This window comes from Billgrantia tianxiuensis (genome assembly GCF_009834345.1).
GTDB lineage: Bacteria > Pseudomonadota > Gammaproteobacteria > Pseudomonadales > Halomonadaceae > Halomonas > Halomonas tianxiuensis.
Map to the genome: position 1 here is coordinate 4,100,483 of NZ_CP035042.1, position 18,044 is coordinate 4,118,526.

Below are 18,044 nucleotides of genomic sequence, written 5' to 3' on the forward strand. Positions count from 1 at the left end.
GGTTTGCACCGGCCGGGCTGCGCTCGTTCCCAACCCTGCTTCTTCTAGACCACCAGCGGCGTGACGAAGAAGGCGATCACGAAGGCCGTGACCAGGCGCATCGCGATGCCCAACACGGCGGCCCCCATCGCCTCGCGCTCGCTAAGGTCGGAGCTCTCCGCCCACACCACCGGCACCTGGCCGAACACGGCGGAGAGCGGCAGGCCCGAGGAGGCCAGCACGAAGGAGCCGACCACCAGCGAGGGATCGAGATCGGCGGCGATGCTCTGCAGTTGTCCCATGGCCAGGGTCGGGCTGACCAGCACCGACAGCACGCCGGTTTCGGGATGGATGTTGAACAACAGCATGACCTTGCCCAGCCCCGCCTCGATCGGCGCCCAGATGCCGACGTAGTCGAGCACGCCGATCACGGCGAAGACCAGCGCCACGGCGGGAATCAGGATCAACAGCAGCAGCTCCACGCCCTCCCGCGCAGCGCTGAACAGTGTGGGCATGAAGTCGCGCTCGGGGTAAAGGTGGGCAGATGGCCGATCTCGACCCGCTTGACGTCACGATAGAGCACCTTCGACAGGATCAATGGCGAAATCACCAGCGGCAGGAACACCGCCAGCAGCACCACGGCAAAAACGTTGACGCCGGCGAAGGTCAGCGCCATCAGGCCCAGCATGAAGGTGGAAAACGACTGCTGCGACTGCACCATGGTGGCCACGGCGAGCTTCTGTTCGTCCTTGGTGGCGCCCGCCTTCTTGAGGATCGGCCCGGAGATTTTACCCGCCGCGTTGATGTCGCCGAAGATGTTGTAGACGCTGGGAATGATCACTGCCGGATTGACGCCCAAAAGCTTCATGGCGGGCACGAAGATGCGTACCAGGGCATCGGTGAAGCCCAGCCGCTCCAGCAGCCGGCCGATGATCACGCTGACGATGATCGCCGTACCGACCACGCCGGTGAGGAAGACGTCGACCACCACGGGCCGCACGGAATCGAGAATCGAGTTGAACAGTCCCGAGAGACTGGTGGGAGAAAGCAGCAACATCAGCAGGCAGATGCACAGCAGTACGATGCCGACCACTTCGATGCGCTTCCAGGCGCGCTTGCTCGCGGGCAGCGCGGGCTTCGCTTCAGGGTAGTGACTGAGGTCTTCATGTCGGTGCCTCTATTGTTGTTGGTTGGGCCTTGTCATTGATCGGGCGCTTGTGGATAACCTGTGTTTAACGTGTCATAACCCTGTGTCCGCTTAGGTCTCGCTCAAGGCATGCTTGCCCAGTAGATGGCTCGCCGACATCTCGCGCGCATAGGCCTGCATGGCCGCGTTGCCGACCTTGTGCACCGGCGTGGAGGTGACCCGGTCGCGGAACAGCACCACTTCCACGCCTTCGAGCAGCTCGGCGAGGGCATGGGCCAGCGGCAGTCCGTTCTCCAGAATCTCCATCACGTGGCAATTGCCGACCAGGAAGTTGAGCCCCAGCTCACAGGCCGTCTCGATCAGTTCGTGGCCGGCATAGACGCGGCTGATCGAGGCCAGCACGGTATCCACATCGGGGTTCTCGGCCACGGCCTGGCGCAGGTTCTCCGGCGAGAAACCGGTATGCGGAAAGATGTGCAGCACGTTCTCGACCCGGCTGTCGCGCTCGCCGAGGTGGATGAAGCCTCGGGTCTCCACGCTGGTTTCGCGGATCTCCTCGATGCCGCGCACCAGGCGCTCCTCGGCCAGCAGGGCACGGTCCTGGTCCAGCGCCATGAAGCCGTCCAGGCGGTCGAGAATGTCGCCCAGGGTGGCGATCCCCGGCAGCGCCTGGCCCACGAACATGATATTGCCATGCACGCCGCCGTAGGCAATGCTGCCCTTCAGCACTTTGTGGCCGTGCAGGTAGGGAATGCCGGGGTGCAGGCCGTGAAAGGCCTCGTGGCACTCCAGCCCCGCCACGTCGTAGAGGTCGAGGTAGTTCTTCAGCGTCACCCCGCCGCAGCTGGCGGCATCGGCGATGGGGTGATGCGCCACGACGGCATCCACGCCGGTGGCGCCCGCCAGTTCGATCACCAGCTCGGTCATGGTCATGCACACGGCGATTTTCTTCACCTCCTTGTTTGGGTCGCCGTAGATCAGCCCCGGAATCTCCAACACCTCCTTGCCGTAGATGCCGGAGGATTTCAGGATCACGAAGGGGTGATCCCCCCGCTTCACCTCCTCCATGGACGACACCGTCCTGCCGCCCGTTATCACGCTCATCGCATTGACGATATCCGCTACCTTGGCCATCGGCTCTCTCCTCTTTCCGGTCGCCATCTCGACCACAAAAAAAACCGCCAGCACAGCAAGAGGCCTTTGCCTCCAACTGCGCTGACGGTCTCGAGCACTCGTCCTGTCAGGGCGAGTTCACATCACCAGTCAACGGTCTTTCCTGTACGACTTGCGGCCTATGCCCTGACGTCGGGGTCAGAGGTAGTCGCGCACGTCTCGTTGCAACAACACCACGGTAGCGGAAAGCTCGGCCTGCGCGTCGTAGTCCTTGAAGATGGAAACGATCTCGAAGCCGTACTTCTCTACCAGCAGCTGCTTGAATTCGTTCTTGAAACCCTTGATCAAGTAGTGGTCGGCCAGCTCGCTCACGTTGCTGTTCAGTGCATTCAGATAGGCCAGCGAGGGAACCCGCTTGTGTAGCGCGACGATCAGAATCTTGTCGCCCTGCACGTCGACCTTCTGGCGCACCACGCCGATACCGAAGATACGATGGTTGATCTCGTTGTAGTCCTTGATCAGCTCCTGCTTGAACTGCCCCAGGGAGTGGGTGCCCGGAGAATGACTGTCCAAGGCGCTCATGATCGACCTCGTATCGGCTCGGCCGGCTCTCGCCAGCTGGTATACCAACCTCGTACGTCACTGAGACTAGCCAAGCGGGAAAAACCTGTCAACCAGGAATAATCGATTATTTTCCTGACGCCTCGATACTGCGGTAACTCCCTATTCTTCGGTGAACTCTCAGCGTCACCGCCAGACCTTGCGGGTGCTGGAGAGGCCTGGCATGCCGAGAAATCCATCGAAACCCGGTATACCATAACGCCCTCCTGTTCACCCCTCCGTATTCCTCTCTTCACTGCTTCCACTCGCTCTCGCTGCGTTAGCGGCTCTGCACCACCTCGGGCGGCGCACTGCCATAGCGCAGTTGGTTGATGACGCCGCCGCACGCCAGCAAGCTACGCTGCCGCTCGGTCAGGCCATGATGCAGCTTCACCCGCCCCTTGCCGACGATCTCGGCGACGAGTTCGGTACCCGTAGCGAGCTGGGCATGCAGGTTCTCGATCACCACGGCGTCGCCGCGCTCGAGGCGGGCATGATCGGCCTCGTCGACGAAGCTCAGCGGCAGGGCGCCGAAGCAGACCAGGTTCTGCCAGTGAATCCTGGCGAAGCTCTTGGCCAGCACCACCTGCAACCCCAGATAGCGGGGCACCAGTGCGGCATTCTCGCGGCTCGACCCCTGGCCGTAGTTATGGCCGGCCACGATGGCATGACCGCCATGCCCACGACTCGCCTCGGCACGGCGCGCATAGTCGGGATCGAGCGCCTCGAAGGTGAAAGGCGCCGAGGCGTAGACGCTGCTCCAGTAGGGCATCACCCGCTGCCCGGCCGGCATGATGTCGTCGGTGGAGACGTTGTCGCCGGCGACCAATAGCACCGGCACTTCGATGCGCTCCGGCAGCGCTGCCAGCTCGGGCAGGGCCGGAGTGTTCTCGGTTTTCTGCAACGGCTTGAGGCGTGCCTCGGCCGGCGGCAGCGGCGGTGTGAACAGCTCACGGTTGACCACCATGCGCTCGGGCTCGTCGATACGCGGATAGGCCATGTCGAGGCTGCGCGGGTCGGTGATCGCCCCGGCCAGCGCCGAAGCGGCAGCGGTTTCGGGGCTGCACAGGAAGACGCTGTCCTCGCGGGTGCCGGAGCGACCGGGAAAGTTGCGCGGCACGGTGCGCAGGCTGTTGCGCCCCACCGCGGGGGCCTGGCCCATACCGATGCAGCCGTTGCAGCCGGTCTGGTGCAGGCGCCCACCGCAGGCGATGAGGTCGGCCAGATAGCCGTCGCGTACCAGGGTGGCCAGCACCTGGCGCGACGACGGGTTGATGTCCAGCGAGACGCCATCGGCGACCTGGCGCCCCCTGACGATGCTCGCCACCACGGCGAAGTCGCGATAGCCGGGGTTGCCGGAAGAGCCGACATAGGCCTGGTGCAGCGGCTCGCCGGCCACCTCGCGCACCGGCACTACCCTGTCCGGACTGGAGGGCAGCGCGATCATCGGCTCCAGCGCGGAAAGATCGAGCGTTTCCTCGAGGTCGTAGCGGCAGCCCGGCTCGGCGGCGAGGGGCCGCCAGTCCGCCTCGCGGCCGCGCGCGGCGAGGAAACGCCGCGTCTCGCCGTCGCTGGGAAAGACGGTGGCGGTGGCGCCCATCTCGGTGCCCATGTTGGCCAGCACGTGGCGGTCCATGGCCGAGAGGTTGGCGAGCCCCGGGCCGTGGTACTCGATGATGGTGTCCTTGCCACCGGCCACGCCGTGGCGGCGCAGCAGCTCGAGCACCGCGTCCTTGGCCGAGACCCAGTCGGGCAGGCTGCCCTCCAGGCGGATACCCCAGATCCGCGGCATGGTCAGGTAGAGCGGCTCGCCAGCCATGGCCATGGCGACCTCGATGCCACCGGCGCCGATGGCCAGCATGCCGAGCGAGCCGGCGGCGGTGGTGTGGCTGTCGCAGCCGACGATCGACTGCCCCGGCACGCCGAAGTGCTCCATGTGCACCGGATGGCTGATGCCGTTGCCGGGACCGGAGTACCACACCCCGAAGCGCTCGCAGGCGCTCTTGAGGAACAGGTAGGTCTCGGCGTTGAGGTTGTCGGCCTGGATCAGGCCATGGTCGATGTACTGCACGCTGGGCTCGGTCTTCACCCGGTCGAGGCCCATGGCCTCGAGTTCGAGCATGACCAGGGTGCCGAGCACGTCCTGCAGCAGCGCCTGGTCCATGCGCAGGGCGATCTCGCGGCCGGGACTCATCTCTCCGGCCACCAGGTGGTCGCGGATGAGCTGCTGGGCCAGGTTGAGCGGGCCGTCGGGAATGGGGGCTGTCATGTCGAGCGGTCCTGTTGCTGTTGTTGTCGAAAACGGTTGTTGTTGGAGGCGGTTGTCGTCGAATACGCGCCGATCGTCAGGTAGCGAGTCAGGCCCGGCTCAGGCGCCGCCTCGGCGGCTCAGGCATCTCTTCGCCCGGCGCCGGGCGAAGCTGGGCCGCCCGCGCGGCCAGGATGTGAGCACGCATCACCGAGGCGGCCCATTCGCCATCACCGGCGCCAAGGGCGCGGATCAGCTCGCGATGATGCTGCATGCTGCCGCGCAGCTCTACGCAGGTGTAGTGATGGAAGCTGCGGCGCGACACCGGCACCTGCACGATGGTTTCCAGCAGGCGTTGCAGCCGCGGGCTGTCGGCCGCCGCGACGAGCTCGGCGTGAAAGCGGTCGTTGAGTTCGGCGATCTCCTCGACAGCCGCCTCGTTGACCTGCTCACAGAGGGCGTCCATGCGCGCGGCCAGCGCCTCGAGCGTCTCCAGGCGCTCCGCTGTGATACGCGAGGCAGCACGCCTCACCACCTGCGGTTCGAGCAGCACCCGCAGCTCGAACACTTCCTCGACGTCGTGCTGGGTCCACGCCACGACCCGTGCTCCGTGGTGCGGAATGGCTTCCACCCAGCCATCCGACACCAGCCGGCGCAGGGCTTCGCGAATCGGCGTTCGGCTGAGTTCGAGCTCCTGGCCGATAGTGGCCTCACGTACGTAGCTTCCCGCCGGATACTGGCCGTTGAGGATGCGCTTCTTGATGATCTGGTAAACGCGATCGGCAGCGGTCATCGGGCTGCCCTCACTGGCGTTGCGGTCATCTCGGGTTCCTGGCGAAGGGCCGGGGTCGGAACGTTTCCCGACTAAGGTCGAAGGCATAATTGTGTACGATTATTTGCTTAAAGGGTCAATATAGGCCTACATTTCTCAGAAATCGAGCCACATTGCATACAATGTCAAGAAAGGGGCCCGCTCGGCCACGTCATGAAACTCGATACCACTTCCCTCAAGCTGTTCGTACGCGTCGCCGAAACGGGCACCATCACTGCAGCAGCCGAGGCCGAATACATCGCCACCTCAGCGGTCAGCAAGCGCTTGAGCGAGCTGGAGGCGTACTTCGGCACGCCACTTCTACGCCGCAACAATCGCGGGGTCGAACTGACCCCGGCGGGCAACGCCCTGCTCAATCTTTCGCGTGGCGTGCTGCACAACCTGGAAGATCTCGACCTGCAAATGCAGGAGTACACCAGCGGTGCGCGCGGCAACATCCGTGTCTATGCCAACATGTCGGCAATCACCCAGTACCTGCCAGGAGAGACTCAGCACTTCTTCGCCAAGTATCCCGATATCGGCGTGCACCTCGAAGAAAAGGTCAGCCCGGTCATCACCCGCGAAGTGATGGGCAACGGTGCCGATATCGGTATCTGTGCCAAGCTCCCCCACGGCTACGAGCTGGCCGAATTTCCCTACCATACGGACGACCTGGTACTGGTCACTCCGCTCGATCATCCGCTGGCCGACAGGGAGAGCATCGCGTTTCGTGAAAGCCTCGATCATGCCTATGTTGGCCTGCACACCTCCAGCGCTATCAACCTGGAGCTGCTCAAGGCGGCAAGCCTCGCCAACCGGCCGCTGAAGCTGCGCATCCAGGTCACCAGCTACGACGCGCTGTGCATGATGGTGCAGGCCGGGCTGGGCATCGGCGTGGTACCCAGGGGGGCCATCCGCCAGTACGTAGGCGGACTGAGGGTCAAGGTGCTGACGATTCGCGACGCCTGGGCGCGGCGCAAGCTATGCATTTACGTGAAGGACGTGGAACGGCTCTCGATGGCGGCCCGCCTGTTCGTCGATCACCTGGTGCAGTCGGCGGCCGATCAAGAGTCAATTCCGCTGCAAAGACCGGCTTGATTCACCGCTTTTCCTTCGCGGTTGCAGCAAAAAGTGCGTGCACTTCCAGCCTTCTCCGTTCGCGAAGGCAGGCTCATGAATCACCAATACACAAGGCCATGGTGAGCAGGTATCAATAGAGTATGGCGAGGTTGATTCGCCTTTTCGCGCCGCAATGGGGTGCCCCCAGGCAGCCCTCAACGGCCCGATTCAATCAGGAGAGGCTCCCATATTTTGCCTGACGAGAAATGGCCTCCCTAACCGCAAGAGGACATAACAATGACGCAATTCCGCTGGAAAACACGCCAGATCATACCCGCCTCCCTGCTGGTACTCGGCAGCCTGGCGGCCACTACTGCCCAGGCCAATACCGCGCTCAACCTCGGCGCCGTTCCCACCGGCACCGGCTGGTTCTTCGGCATCTCCGAGGGCGCACGGGTGATCAGCGCCAATACTCCGTACGAGATTACCGTGCGCGAGACCGGCGGCACCCGCGAGAACGCCATTCGTCTGACCCGCGGCGAACTCGACCTGGCTTTCACCGAGGCCCTGGTGGGTTATGAAATGTACAACGGCACCGGTCGCTTCGAGGACACCCCCAACCCGGATGCCCGGCTGATCTACTGGATCGCCCCGTCCACCATGCACTGGGCGGTGCGCCAGGACAGCGGCATCGAAACCTTCGAAGATCTCAATGGCGAGCGCTTCAACCCAAGCAGCATCGGCGGCGGCGGCGAGTACATCACCGAACTGGTGTTCGACATCCTCGGCGTGGAGCCCGACTTCCAGCGCATGCGCATCGACGATGCCGCCGAGGGCGTGGTCGACGGACGCCTGGTCGGCTTCAGCTATAACGGCGTACCGCCGATCCCGGCCTTCACCGAGGTGCACTCGTCACGCCCGCTGCGGCTGCTGTCGCTCTCCGAGGAGCAGGTCGATCAGGTCACCGCCGAGCTGCCCTTCCTGACCGGCACTGTGATCCCGGAAGGTACCTACCGCGACATGCCCGAGGCCACCTCGCTCGGCATCTTCATGGGCGTGGCCGCCAACGCCGACCTCGACGATGATGTGGTCTACGAAATCACCAAGGCGTACTGGGAGAACCAGGAACAGGTCGCGGCCTCGTTCAAACCCGCCGAGGGCGTGACGCCTCAGACTGTCATCGACAACGCCACCTTCCCGCTGCACGCCGGGGCGCTGCGCTACTATCAGGAGCTGGGACTCGACATCCCCGACGACGTCCTGCCGCCCGAAGCGCAATAAACCGCCCCCCTGCCCCGCGCCAGCCCGCGAGGCAAACCGTAACCACAGCATGACGTGCCGCCGCCTCCCTCCGGATGCGGCGGCACGGGAGTCATCCGATGGACACCCCTGAAAATCCGAAAGTGGTCGAAAAATATTCCGAGGATTCGGGAAAGCGGAAGCTCACGGGCTTCTGGTTCCTGGTAACGCGTCTTGCCGCGGTGTCCATGGCACTGTTCCATCTCTACACCGCCGTTACCGGCCCAGTGAACACGCAGAACGCCGTGCACTTGCTGTTCGCCATTCCGCTGATCTTCCTGGCATACAGCTGCCGGGCACGGGACGCCGACCGCGTGCCCTGGTTCGACATCGTGCCGGTCGCGCTGGGCGTGGCGATCAGCGCCTACTACATCCACCATTTCGACCGCATCATCTATCAATTGGGTTACCTGATGCCCACCACGCTGGACTTGGTCTTCGGGGTTTCGGCGATCCTGCTGCTGCTGGAGGCATGCCGCCGTGCCATCGGCCTGGCCTTTCCCATCCTGGTGCTGATCGCCCTGGCCTACGCCGCCTTCGGCCATTACCTGCCCGGGGTGTGGGGCCATGGCGGCTTCCGCTGGGACGATCTGGTGGCGACCTTCTACATGAGCCCCACCGGCGTTTACGGCAGCCTGATGCGCACCTCCTCCACGGTAATCGTGATGTTCATCATGTTCGGTGCGCTGCTGGTCACCACCGGTGGCGGCGACACTTTCATGCGTCTCTCCAACGCGGCCACCGGACGCATGGCGGGCGGCCCGGCCAAGGCCGCCACCCTGTGCAGCGCCATGTTCGGCAGCATCAGCGGCAGCACCGCGGCCAACGTGGCCACCACCGGGGTATTCACCATCCCGCTGATGAAGCGCAACGGCTACAGCCCGCGCTTCGCCGCCGCCACGGAAGCCTCCGCTTCCACCGGCGGCCAGATCCTGCCGCCGGTGATGGGCGCGGCCGCCTTCGTCATGGCCGACGTGATCTCGACCAGCTACCTGAACATCATCGGCGCCGCACTGATCCCGGCGCTGCTGTTCTACCTCGCCATCTGGATGAGCGTGCACTTCGAAGCCAAGCGCCTGGGGCTCAACCCGATCCCCAAGTCGGAACGCCCCACCCTGCGCCAGGGCCTCTACAACATCGAGACCCTGGCGATCCCCCTGGCGGTGCTGATCGCGCTGCTGGTGATGCGCTACACGCCCACCACCGCGGCGGTGGCGGCTTACTTCACGGCGCTGCTGCTCTATCTGTTCTCCTGGCGCAGCCCCGGCACCTTCGTCGAGCGCCTCAAGTCGCTGCCGGCGGCGCTGGAAACCGGCGCCATGACCGCCGCCATGATCGCGGTGATCATCGGTAGCGTGGCGATCATCGCCTCGGTCATCAGCCTCACCGGTCTGGGGCTCAAGGTCTCCTCGGTGATCCTCGTGGTCAGCGGCGGCGACGTGCTGATCACCCTGCTGCTGGCCATGGTGGTGGCAATCATCCTCGGCATGGGCCTGCCCACCGTGGCGGCCTACATGCTGGCCGCCTCGGTGGTCGCCGCCGCCTTCGTCGAGGCCGGGCTGCCGAGTCTCTCGGCCCACCTGTTCATCCTTTACTTCGCCATCCTCTCCGGCGTCACGCCGCCGGTGGCGCTGGCCGCCTACATCGGTGGCGCCATCGCTGGCTCGCACTGGTTCCGCACCGCGCTCACTGCCACCAAGATTTCGCTGGGCGGCTTCCTGATCCCCTACATGTTCATCTACCACCCGCCGCTGCTGGGCAACGGCACGGGGCTGGAAATCGCCCTGGCGGTGGGCAGCGGGGTGCTCGGCATCATCGCCCTGGCGGCTTCCACCATTGGCTACTTCCTGCGCCCCTGCTCCTGGCCCGAGCGCGGCCTGCTGTTGGCAGCAGCACTGATGTTGATCAGTGGCCAACTGATCACCGACGCAGTGGGCATCGCCCTGATCGGCGCCGTGTGGGCCTGGCAATATCGGCTGAATCGCAGCACATTAGGAGCCTCTTCATCCCCTTCGGCCAGCAAGGAGCCTGCCCAATGAAGATCGTGATTCCCGACGACTACCAGGACTGCGTGCGCCACCTCGACGCCTTCGCCAAGCTGGAGGGCAAGGAAGTCACCCTCTACAACGACAGCGTGAGCGACGAGGACGCCCTGGTGGAACGCTTCAGGGATGCCGATGCCCTGGTACTGATTCGCGAGCGCACGCCGATCACCGAGTCCCTGCTGGCCAAACTGCCCAATCTGAAGGCGATCAGCCAGACCGGCGGCGGCGCGGCACACGTCGACATGGCCGCCTGCCAGCGCCACGGCGTCACGGTCATGGCCGGCACCGGCTCGCCCCATGCCGCCGCCGAACTCACCTGGGGCCTGGTACTGGCGGCCATGCGCCACATTCCCGAGGAGTTCGAGAACCTCAAGGCCGGCCGCTGGCAGCGCACCCTGGGCACTGGCCTCAAGGGCCGCACCCTGGGGATCTTCGGCTACGGCAAGATCGGCCAGTTGATCGCCCGCTATGGCCAGGCGTTCGAAATGAACGTGCTGGCATGGGGCCGCGAGGGTACCCGCGCCCGCGCCGCCGAAGCCGGCCTCGAAGTGGCAGGCAGCCAGGCCGAACTGTTCGAGCGCAGCGACGTGCTGAGCCTGCACCTGCGATTGAACGCGGAAACCCAAGGCATCGTCACCGCCGAGGACCTTGCGCGCATGAAGCCCAGCGCCCTGCTGGTCAATACCAGCCGTGCGCCACTGATCGAGCCGGGCGCCTTGGAGGCTGCCCTGCGCGCCGGCCGCCCGGGTCGCGCCGCGGTGGACGTGTTCGAAGAGGAGCCGGTGACGAGCCATCCCCTGCTCGCGCTGCCCAACTTCCTCGCCACGCCGCACCTGGGCTACGTGGAGAAGGACAGCTACGAACTCTACTTCGGCGATGCCTTCGACAACCTGCTGGCCTTCGAGGCGGGCCGGCCGGTGAAGAACCTGGCCGAGTGAACGGGCCGCCCGCAAGGAGAGACACTCCCATGACCTCACGCCAAGACAGGCTCGACCCAAACGGGCTCGCCACCCGCCGCGAGGTGCTCGGCGATGCCTACGTCGACGCCGCCCTCGCCCAGGCCGACGACTTCGGCTGGCCGATGCAAGAGCTGGTCACCAGCAATTGCTGGAACGACATCTGGAACCGCCCAGGACTCGCCCGCCCCACCCGCAGCCTGATCAACATCGGCATGCTGGTAGCGCTCAACCGGCCCCACGAACTCAAGGTGCACCTGCGCGGCGCACTCAACAACGGCTGCAGCGAGGAGGAGATCCGCGAGGTGCTGCTGCAGTGCGTGCCCTATTGCGGCTTTCCTGCCGCCATCGATGGCCTGCGGGTGGCCCGCGAGGTGATCGCCGCCTACCGCGAAGAGCAGCAGGCCGGCAACTGAGCCACCGGCCACCACCATAACCACAACGACAAGCGAGGAGATTCGCCATGAGATTGCCCAGCCCACTCCAGCGCGCCCTGAAGCCGCTCGCCGCGGCAACTCTCGCCGCCGGCCTGGTCGCGCCAGCCGCCGCCCAGGAGGCGATCGGCATCGGCGTGGCACCGGCGGCTTCCGGCTGGTACTTCGGCTTCTCGGAGCTTTCGCGGCTGGTCAGCGCCGATTCGCCGCTCGAGGTCTCGGTGCGCGAGACCGGCGGCTCGCGGGAGAACGCCATCCGCCTCGGCCGCGGCGAGATCGACATGGGCCTGATCGACGCCCCGGGCGCCTACGAGGCCTATACCGGCACGGGGCGCTACGAGAACGACGCCATCGAGCAGATGCGCATGGTGCTGTGGGTAGCGCCTTCGACCATGCACTGGGCGGTACGCCAGGACAGCGGCATCGAGACTTTCGAGGATCTCGAGGGCGAGCGCTTCAACCCCAGCAGCATCGGCGGCGGCGGCGAATACATCACCGAACTGGTGTTCGATGCCCTGGGCATCTCACCGGACTTCCAGCGCATGAGCATGTCCGATGCCGCCGATGCCGTGGTCGATGGACGCATCGTCGGCTTCAGCTACAACGGCATCCCGCCGATCCCGGCCTTCACCGAGGTGCACTCCTCACGCCCGCTGCACGTGCTCTCGCTGACCGACGAACAGGTGGCCACCGCCACCGAGGCGCTGCCATTCCTCTCGGCCACCGAGATCCCCGAAGGCACCTACCGCGACATGCCGGCGGCCACCACGCTTGGCACCTACATCGGCATCGCCGCCACCAGCGACCTCTCGGAGGACGCCGCCTACGAATTCACCCGCGCCTACTGGGAGAACGTCGAGCAACTGGGCCAGACCTTCGCCCCGGCCCAGGGCATGAGTGCCGAAATCTCGGTGGAGAACACTGCCACGCCGCTGCATGCCGGCGCGCTGCGCTATTACCGCGAGATCGGTATCGAGGTACCGGAGGAACTGGTGCCGCCCGAAGCGCAGTAAGCACGCCATTCACAGCATCGGCCACCTTATGACGCCGCCGGTGAGCCCCATCGGCGGCGGAACGGCACTGAGAAATAGTACCGAGAAATAGTATTGAGAACCATTATCGAAGAATGCTAGCCTGCCGCCATCTCACGCGGAGCGACAAACCATGGCCAAGCAGAGCTACCAGGTCTTCGATATCACCCTTGCCCACCGGCATCAGGTCAGCGCCTCGCTGGTCAGGTTCACTTTCACCGGGCCCGAAGTCTCGCGCATGACCACCTTCGCGCCGGACCAGCGCATCAAGCTGTTCTTCCCCGAAGCCCAAGGCAGTCTCGACGCCCTGTTCGACTGCGTCGAGCGCGAGCCCGAAAACTGGTACGCCGCCTATCGCGCCCTGCCGGAAGCCCTGCGCCCGCCGATGCGCACCTATACCATTCGCGAGCTGCGCGCCGAACGCGGCGAAGTCGACGTCGAATTCGTGCTGCACGGCGACGCAGGCCCCGCCTCGCGCTGGGCCATGCGCGCCCAGCCGGACGAGCGCCTGGCCATGACCGCACCGGCCGTCGAGGTGGAAAACCTCGGCGTTGGCTACGAATGGAAGCCGCCGCGCGGCGTGAAGCGTATCCTCGTCGTGGCCGACGAAACGGCCCTGCCGGCGGCGGCCGGCATCCTGGAGGAACTCGCTGCGCGTGCCGATCGCCCACAGGTGGATGCACTGATCGAGGTCCCCCTGGGCGATGACGCCCGGCCACTAGCCGCCACCGCCGGGGTGCGCTGGCTGCCGCGCGATGCCACGCCCGGCTGCGCCCACGGCGAGCGGCTGCTGCGCGCGATTCGCGACGTCGACCTGCGCCGCGAGATCGCCCACCAGGGCGCCAGCCCCGAAGGCGGCGCCGAGACGCCAGCGGAGCCAGGCGACGACGAGCTGCTGTGGGAAGCGGCGGAAACCAACGATGGCGCTCCCTTCTATGCCTGGATCGCCGCCGAGACCAAGGTGGCGCTGGGTATCCGGCGCTACCTGGTCAACGAGTGCGGGCTGCCCAAGCACTGCGTCAGCAGCATGGGCTACTGGCGTGAGGGCAAGGTGCTGGGGTGAGCCCCAGCCAGGGCCTCCTCCTCGACCCGGGTAACTGCCGGCGGCAGGACAGCAGGGCTCCATAGCGGAGCTCCGCTGGTCGCACCGGCCAAGGTGAAGGTTCCCACCGCCTCGGCCAGACGCAGCGACTGCTCCTCGAGCCGCTCGGCGGCGGCGCTCGACTGTTCGACCAGGGCGGCGTTCTCCTGGGTCATGCGGTCCAGCTCGGCAACCGCCACATTGACCTGGCCGATACCGTCGCTCTGCTCGCCGGTGGCCGCCGTGATCTGCTGGAGCACGGTACTCACCCGGGAGACACTAGTGACGATCTCGCTCATGGTGGTGCCAGCCTGGCCGACCAGCTCGGTACCGTCACGCACCTTGGCCCCCGATGCCTCGATCAGCGCCTTTATCTCGCTCGCGGCCGCCGCCGAGCGGCTGGCGAGCTGGCGCACTTCGCCGGCGACCACCGCGAACCCGCGCCCCTGCTCGCCGGCACGGGCCGCCTCCACCGAGGCGTTCAAAGCCAGCAGGTTGGTCTGGAAGGCAATACCGTCGATCACCGTGACGATTTCGGCGATCTTGCGTGAGGCCTCGGAGATCTCGTCCATGGTCACCACCACCCGGGACACCACCTCGCCACCACGTGCAGCCACGTCGGAGGCTGTCTGCGACAGGTCATTGGCCTCGCGTGCGGATTCGGCGGTGTGTTCCACGGTGCTGGTGATTTCCTCCATCGAGGCCGAGGTTTGCTGCAAGCTGGCGGCGGCAGTATCGGTACGCCGCGACAGATCCTGTCCGCCGCTGGCGATCTCGCTGGCGGCGACACGCACCGCCTCGCTGCTTACGCGTACCTCGAGCAGCACGTCATGGATCTTGTCGGCGAAGGCATTGAACTGGATGGCCAGCTCGGCACTCTCGTCGCGCCCTTTGACCGGCAGGCGCTGGGTCAGGTCACCGTCGCCGGTGGCAATCTCGCGCATGCGCCCGGCCAACTCTCGCAGCGGCCTGGCGATGCCGCCTCCCACCAGCCAGATCGCGATCAGGCCGAGGCCGGCGACCAGCAGCCCCACCAGGCCCATGCCCAGCAAGTGCTCGCGGCGCTGATCGCCCAAGGTACGCTGCAAGGCCCCCAGCTCCGCCAACACCACCTCCCGCGGCAGGCGGGTGAGCAGCACCCAAGGAGCCTGGTCGTCGCTGACGCTGAAGGGCAGGTAGAGTTCGAGCATACCGTCGGCATCTTCTATCCGCTGCATCTCGCCGCTGCGCTGGGCTTCGAGAATGCGCTGCTGAACCGCATCGCCCAGCACCTGACCGGCCGCATCCCCCAAGGTACCGTCATCGGCGGTATAAGCCGCCACGCTGCCCAGCGAGGCAATCAGCGCCATCTCGCCGGCACCGTCATAGAGTTCCTGGTTGGCCCGGTTCAGGAACTCCTGGGTGAAATCCACCGACAGGTCGACGCCGGCGATACCGCGGAACTCACCCGCGACGAGAATGGGCACGTTGAAGGAGGTGACCATGCGCATGACGCCCGCATAGTCATAGGCTGCCGGATCGATGATGCAGGGAGCCAGGGTATCGCGCGGGCAGAGATAGTATTCGCCCCGGCGCATACCGTTGCCCAGTGGCGCCTCGCTCTCCATGTTCTCCTCGTTGAGAAGCCCCAGGCGCATGCTGCCGTCGGCCTCGCGCACCCACCAGGGCCGAAAGCGTCCGCTATCCTCCCCAAAGCCGGCCTCACGACCGGCATACCGGGCGTCGGGACCGAATGCGTCCGGCTCCCAAGCGACATAGGCATCCATCAATCCGGAGTTCTCGACCACCGTGTGGCGTACCAGGTTGGAAAGCTCCTCGCGACTCAGGCGCAACTGGGGGCGACCGTCGTCACCGGACATTCCCATGAGAGCATTGGCATGGGCCAACTGGCTGGCCAGGGTCAGGGCACGATCCAGTTCGTTGCGGATGCGCTCGGCTTCGGCGTCGGCGAGCGAGGAGAGCCGCTCATCGATGCCACTTTCGAGCAGTGACTGGGTATGTTCGGCCACCACGTCCTGGGTGCGCGAAGCAGACACCAGTGAATAGCCTACCAGGGCAGCCGTTACGGCCAAGAGACACGCACCGGCCAGGGTGACGACGAGCAGTTGAAGGGAGCGGAATCGTAAGTGCATGAGGGGGGCTCATTATAGTTATGAAAGTCAGTTCCAAGGCCGACCATAGTGCTTTCAAGAACGCAGCGAAGTAGCCAGACCGACCGGATATTTGGCGTTTGCGGCACAATTGGCGTTATGCATCCAACGAATGCTTCGTTCTCCTCGCTTGCGTCTCACTGTCGCCACGGTCACGCCGCTCCGTTCGTGCAGCCAAAAGCGGGACACTTACCCCCAAGCGCGCTAGCCTCAGGAAACCCTACGCAACGGATGTGAGGAAGCCCCCATGTCGCACACCATCACCTACTACTACAGCCTGGTATCGCCGTGGACCTACCTGGGCCACGCCCGGCTAGGCGAAATCGCTACCCACCACGGCGCCACCATCGACTACGTGCCGGTCACGGTAAGCGCGGTGTTCCCCCGGACCGGCGGGCTGCCGTTGCCCAAGCGTGCGCCGGAGCGCCAGGCCTATCGCCTGATCGAGCTCAAGCGCTGGCCGCAATTGCTGGGCATTCCGCTCAACGTGGAACCAAAGCACTTCCCCACCGACGATCGCCCGGCGGCACGCATGGCGCTGAGCGCCAAGGCCCAGGGGCACGGCATTGCGGGACTCTCGCTGGCCATCCTGCGGGCCTGCTGGGCCGAGGAACGCGATATTGCCGACCTCGCCACCCTGCGCGAGATCGCCGATGCCTGCGGCCTGGACGGCCAGGCGCTGCTGGACGAATCGGAAACCCAAGCGGGGCAGGAGCGGCTCGACGATGCCTGCGAGCAAGCCGTCGCCGCCGGCTGCTTCGGCGTGCCATGGTACGAGGTCGCTGGCGAACCGTTCTGGGGCCAGGACCGCCTGGAGCTGGTCGAGAAGAAGCTCGCCGGAGCGTTTTGATCCTCTGCTGCGAAGCGTCGGCGCTGAGGCGGTCACGACGACTTCATCGTTTGGCACAGCAGAAACGTGCAAACCACCGCACGGCCGGGCAAGCCCCATCCTGGGCGACGTCTCATCATCAATGCGACGAACCGGACTTTCCGGCTCGTTACCCCTGGAGCATGACAGGAGGTCGCCAACATGAGACTTCGCACACTTGCCCTGTTGCTTGCCCTGGCCAGCGTTCCCATCACGGCGCTAGCCGAACGTCCTGGCCCCGAGGATGGCCCGCTGATGACCCGCAGCGGCAGCATGGAAGCCCCGCTGGTCAAGCGTAGCTTCGATCAACTCGACACCGACGACGACGGCCGGCTGTCGCAGGCCGAAACCGTCGGTGCGGCGCTGACCGATTCGTTCTGGGAGCTCGACCACAATCGCGACGGCTTTCTCAGCCGTCAGGAGTACGACTATCACCCTAACTGATCGCGATATCCCTGCCCGTGTCGACGCGAGTGCCTAGGCACTCGCGTCTGTGCTTGGAGGAGATAATTCAGCTGTCCGGCAGGCCCGAATGGGAATTGGCGGGAGTTGGGCTAGCCTATACTTCTTAACGGCCCGTTCAACGGAACCAGACCCTCTGAGCGACAAGACTCCAGCTTCGCCCAGGATGTCCGAACTTTCGGGGGCGATGCCAATGACGCCGTTACCTGCCGGGACACCGCGAGTACCAAGCACCATCCATGAGATGCGGGAAAGGTTGATCCAACTGCTCGACGAAGCCACGGCGACTCTGGCCCGGGATCAGGAAGCGGCACGCAAAAGCCTGGCCGAGGCCCTGCTGCTGCTGGCACAGGCACCTTTGGCAACCGCACCGGAGCCGGCGCTGCATGGTGGGCTTGTCGGCTGGCAGATTCGGCGCGTGATCGCCTTCGTCGATACGCACCTAGATACGACGATCCACGTAAAGGAGATGGCAGCCGAAGCGCGCCTCAGCCTCAGTCACTTCTCGCACGCCTTCAAGCTGACCTTCGGCGAACCGCCGCTGGCCTACGTGACCCGCCGTCGCCTGGCCCTGGCCTGCGAGATGATGCTGGCCAGTACTGCACCGCTATCGCACATTGCGCACGAATGCGGCTTCTACGACCAATCGCACTTCACTCGCCACTTTCACCGCCGCTTGGGCATGACACCACAGCGTTGGCGTCGCCAGCATGCCGAAGAGCCCAACGACTGAGACAACGGAAGCACCTGCGTCTCGCAAC

General features: G+C 65.3%; 17 protein-coding genes. 10 read left to right on the plus strand and 7 right to left on the minus strand.

Annotated features, from left to right (window positions below; all coding sequences use genetic code 11):
- Positions 1–44: 44 nt before the first annotated feature.
- The 6 genes from EKK97_RS23970 to EKK97_RS19080 form a co-directional block, all read right to left on the minus strand.
- On the minus strand, positions 45–494 hold the full coding sequence (locus EKK97_RS23970; protein WP_201296927.1) for a hypothetical protein: 450 nt from the start codon (positions 492–494) through the stop codon (positions 45–47).
- Positions 443–1,072, minus strand: a complete 630-nt coding sequence (locus EKK97_RS23975) for a hypothetical protein (RefSeq protein ID WP_201296928.1) — start codon at positions 1,070–1,072, stop codon at positions 443–445. Before EKK97_RS23975 ends, EKK97_RS23970 begins: the two co-directional genes overlap by 52 nt.
- A gap of 165 nt (positions 1,073–1,237) precedes the next feature.
- Positions 1,238–2,260 (minus strand): Nif3-like dinuclear metal center hexameric protein, encoded by a 1,023-nt coding sequence (locus EKK97_RS19065; RefSeq protein ID WP_159554337.1) that lies wholly within the window; start codon positions 2,258–2,260, stop codon positions 1,238–1,240.
- Between the two features lie 177 nt (positions 2,261–2,437).
- Positions 2,438–2,821 (minus strand): Na-translocating system protein MpsC family protein, encoded by a 384-nt coding sequence (locus EKK97_RS19070; RefSeq protein WP_159554339.1) that lies wholly within the window; start codon positions 2,819–2,821, stop codon positions 2,438–2,440.
- A gap of 298 nt (positions 2,822–3,119) precedes the next feature.
- Entirely contained in the window at positions 3,120–5,108 is a 1,989-nt protein-coding gene (locus EKK97_RS19075) for an aconitate hydratase (RefSeq protein WP_159554341.1), read from the minus strand.
- A gap of 88 nt (positions 5,109–5,196) precedes the next feature.
- A complete protein-coding gene (locus EKK97_RS19080; protein ID WP_159554343.1) occupies positions 5,197–5,880 on the minus strand; it encodes a GntR family transcriptional regulator in 684 nt (227 codons plus the stop codon).
- Between the two features lie 192 nt (positions 5,881–6,072).
- Here EKK97_RS19080 and EKK97_RS19085 point away from each other — a divergent pair, with 192 nt between their 5' ends.
- The 7 genes from EKK97_RS19085 (at position 6,073) to EKK97_RS19115 (ending at position 13,785) form a co-directional block, all read left to right on the plus strand.
- On the plus strand, positions 6,073–6,996 hold the full coding sequence (locus EKK97_RS19085) for a LysR family transcriptional regulator (RefSeq protein WP_159554345.1): 924 nt from the start codon (positions 6,073–6,075) through the stop codon (positions 6,994–6,996).
- Positions 6,997–7,254: 258 nt separating this feature from the next.
- Positions 7,255–8,238, plus strand: coding sequence for a TAXI family TRAP transporter solute-binding subunit (locus EKK97_RS19090; protein ID WP_159554347.1), 984 nt, complete (start codon positions 7,255–7,257; stop codon positions 8,236–8,238).
- Positions 8,239–8,336: 98 nt separating this feature from the next.
- Positions 8,337–10,295 carry a TRAP transporter permease gene (locus EKK97_RS19095; RefSeq protein ID WP_159554349.1) on the plus strand — a complete coding sequence of 653 codons (1,959 nt, stop codon included), beginning with the start codon at positions 8,337–8,339 and terminating at the stop codon, positions 10,293–10,295.
- On the plus strand, positions 10,292–11,239 hold the full coding sequence (locus EKK97_RS19100; RefSeq protein WP_159554351.1) for a D-2-hydroxyacid dehydrogenase family protein: 948 nt from the start codon (positions 10,292–10,294) through the stop codon (positions 11,237–11,239). Before EKK97_RS19095 ends, EKK97_RS19100 begins: the two co-directional genes overlap by 4 nt.
- Positions 11,240–11,268: 29 nt before the next feature.
- Positions 11,269–11,673 (plus strand): carboxymuconolactone decarboxylase family protein, encoded by a 405-nt coding sequence (locus EKK97_RS19105; RefSeq protein ID WP_159554353.1) that lies wholly within the window; start codon positions 11,269–11,271, stop codon positions 11,671–11,673.
- Between the two features lie 47 nt (positions 11,674–11,720).
- Entirely contained in the window at positions 11,721–12,704 is a 984-nt protein-coding gene (locus EKK97_RS19110; protein WP_159554355.1) for a TAXI family TRAP transporter solute-binding subunit, read from the plus strand.
- A 151-nt stretch (positions 12,705–12,855) separates the two neighbouring features.
- Positions 12,856–13,785 carry a siderophore-interacting protein gene (locus tag EKK97_RS19115; protein WP_159554357.1) on the plus strand — a complete coding sequence of 310 codons (930 nt, stop codon included), beginning with the start codon at positions 12,856–12,858 and terminating at the stop codon, positions 13,783–13,785.
- Here the strand turns inward: EKK97_RS19115 and EKK97_RS19120 are convergent.
- Complete coding sequence (locus EKK97_RS19120) at positions 13,755–15,935, minus strand: methyl-accepting chemotaxis protein (protein WP_159554359.1); 2,181 nt, start codon at positions 15,933–15,935, stop codon at positions 13,755–13,757. The two genes, EKK97_RS19115 and EKK97_RS19120, sit on opposite strands and share 31 nt — an antisense overlap.
- A 265-nt stretch (positions 15,936–16,200) precedes the next feature.
- On the opposite strand from EKK97_RS19120, the gene EKK97_RS19125 reads away from it, so the two are divergent.
- From EKK97_RS19125 to EKK97_RS19135, 3 genes are all read left to right on the plus strand, one after another.
- Positions 16,201–16,803, plus strand: coding sequence for a 2-hydroxychromene-2-carboxylate isomerase (locus tag EKK97_RS19125; protein WP_159554361.1), 603 nt, complete (start codon positions 16,201–16,203; stop codon positions 16,801–16,803).
- Between the two features lie 180 nt (positions 16,804–16,983).
- Positions 16,984–17,265 (plus strand): EF-hand domain-containing protein, encoded by a 282-nt coding sequence (locus EKK97_RS19130; protein WP_159555863.1) that lies wholly within the window; start codon positions 16,984–16,986, stop codon positions 17,263–17,265.
- Between the two features lie 211 nt (positions 17,266–17,476).
- A complete protein-coding gene (locus EKK97_RS19135; protein ID WP_159554363.1) occupies positions 17,477–18,016 on the plus strand; it encodes a helix-turn-helix domain-containing protein in 540 nt (179 codons plus the stop codon).
- Positions 18,017–18,044 lie beyond the last annotated feature (28 nt).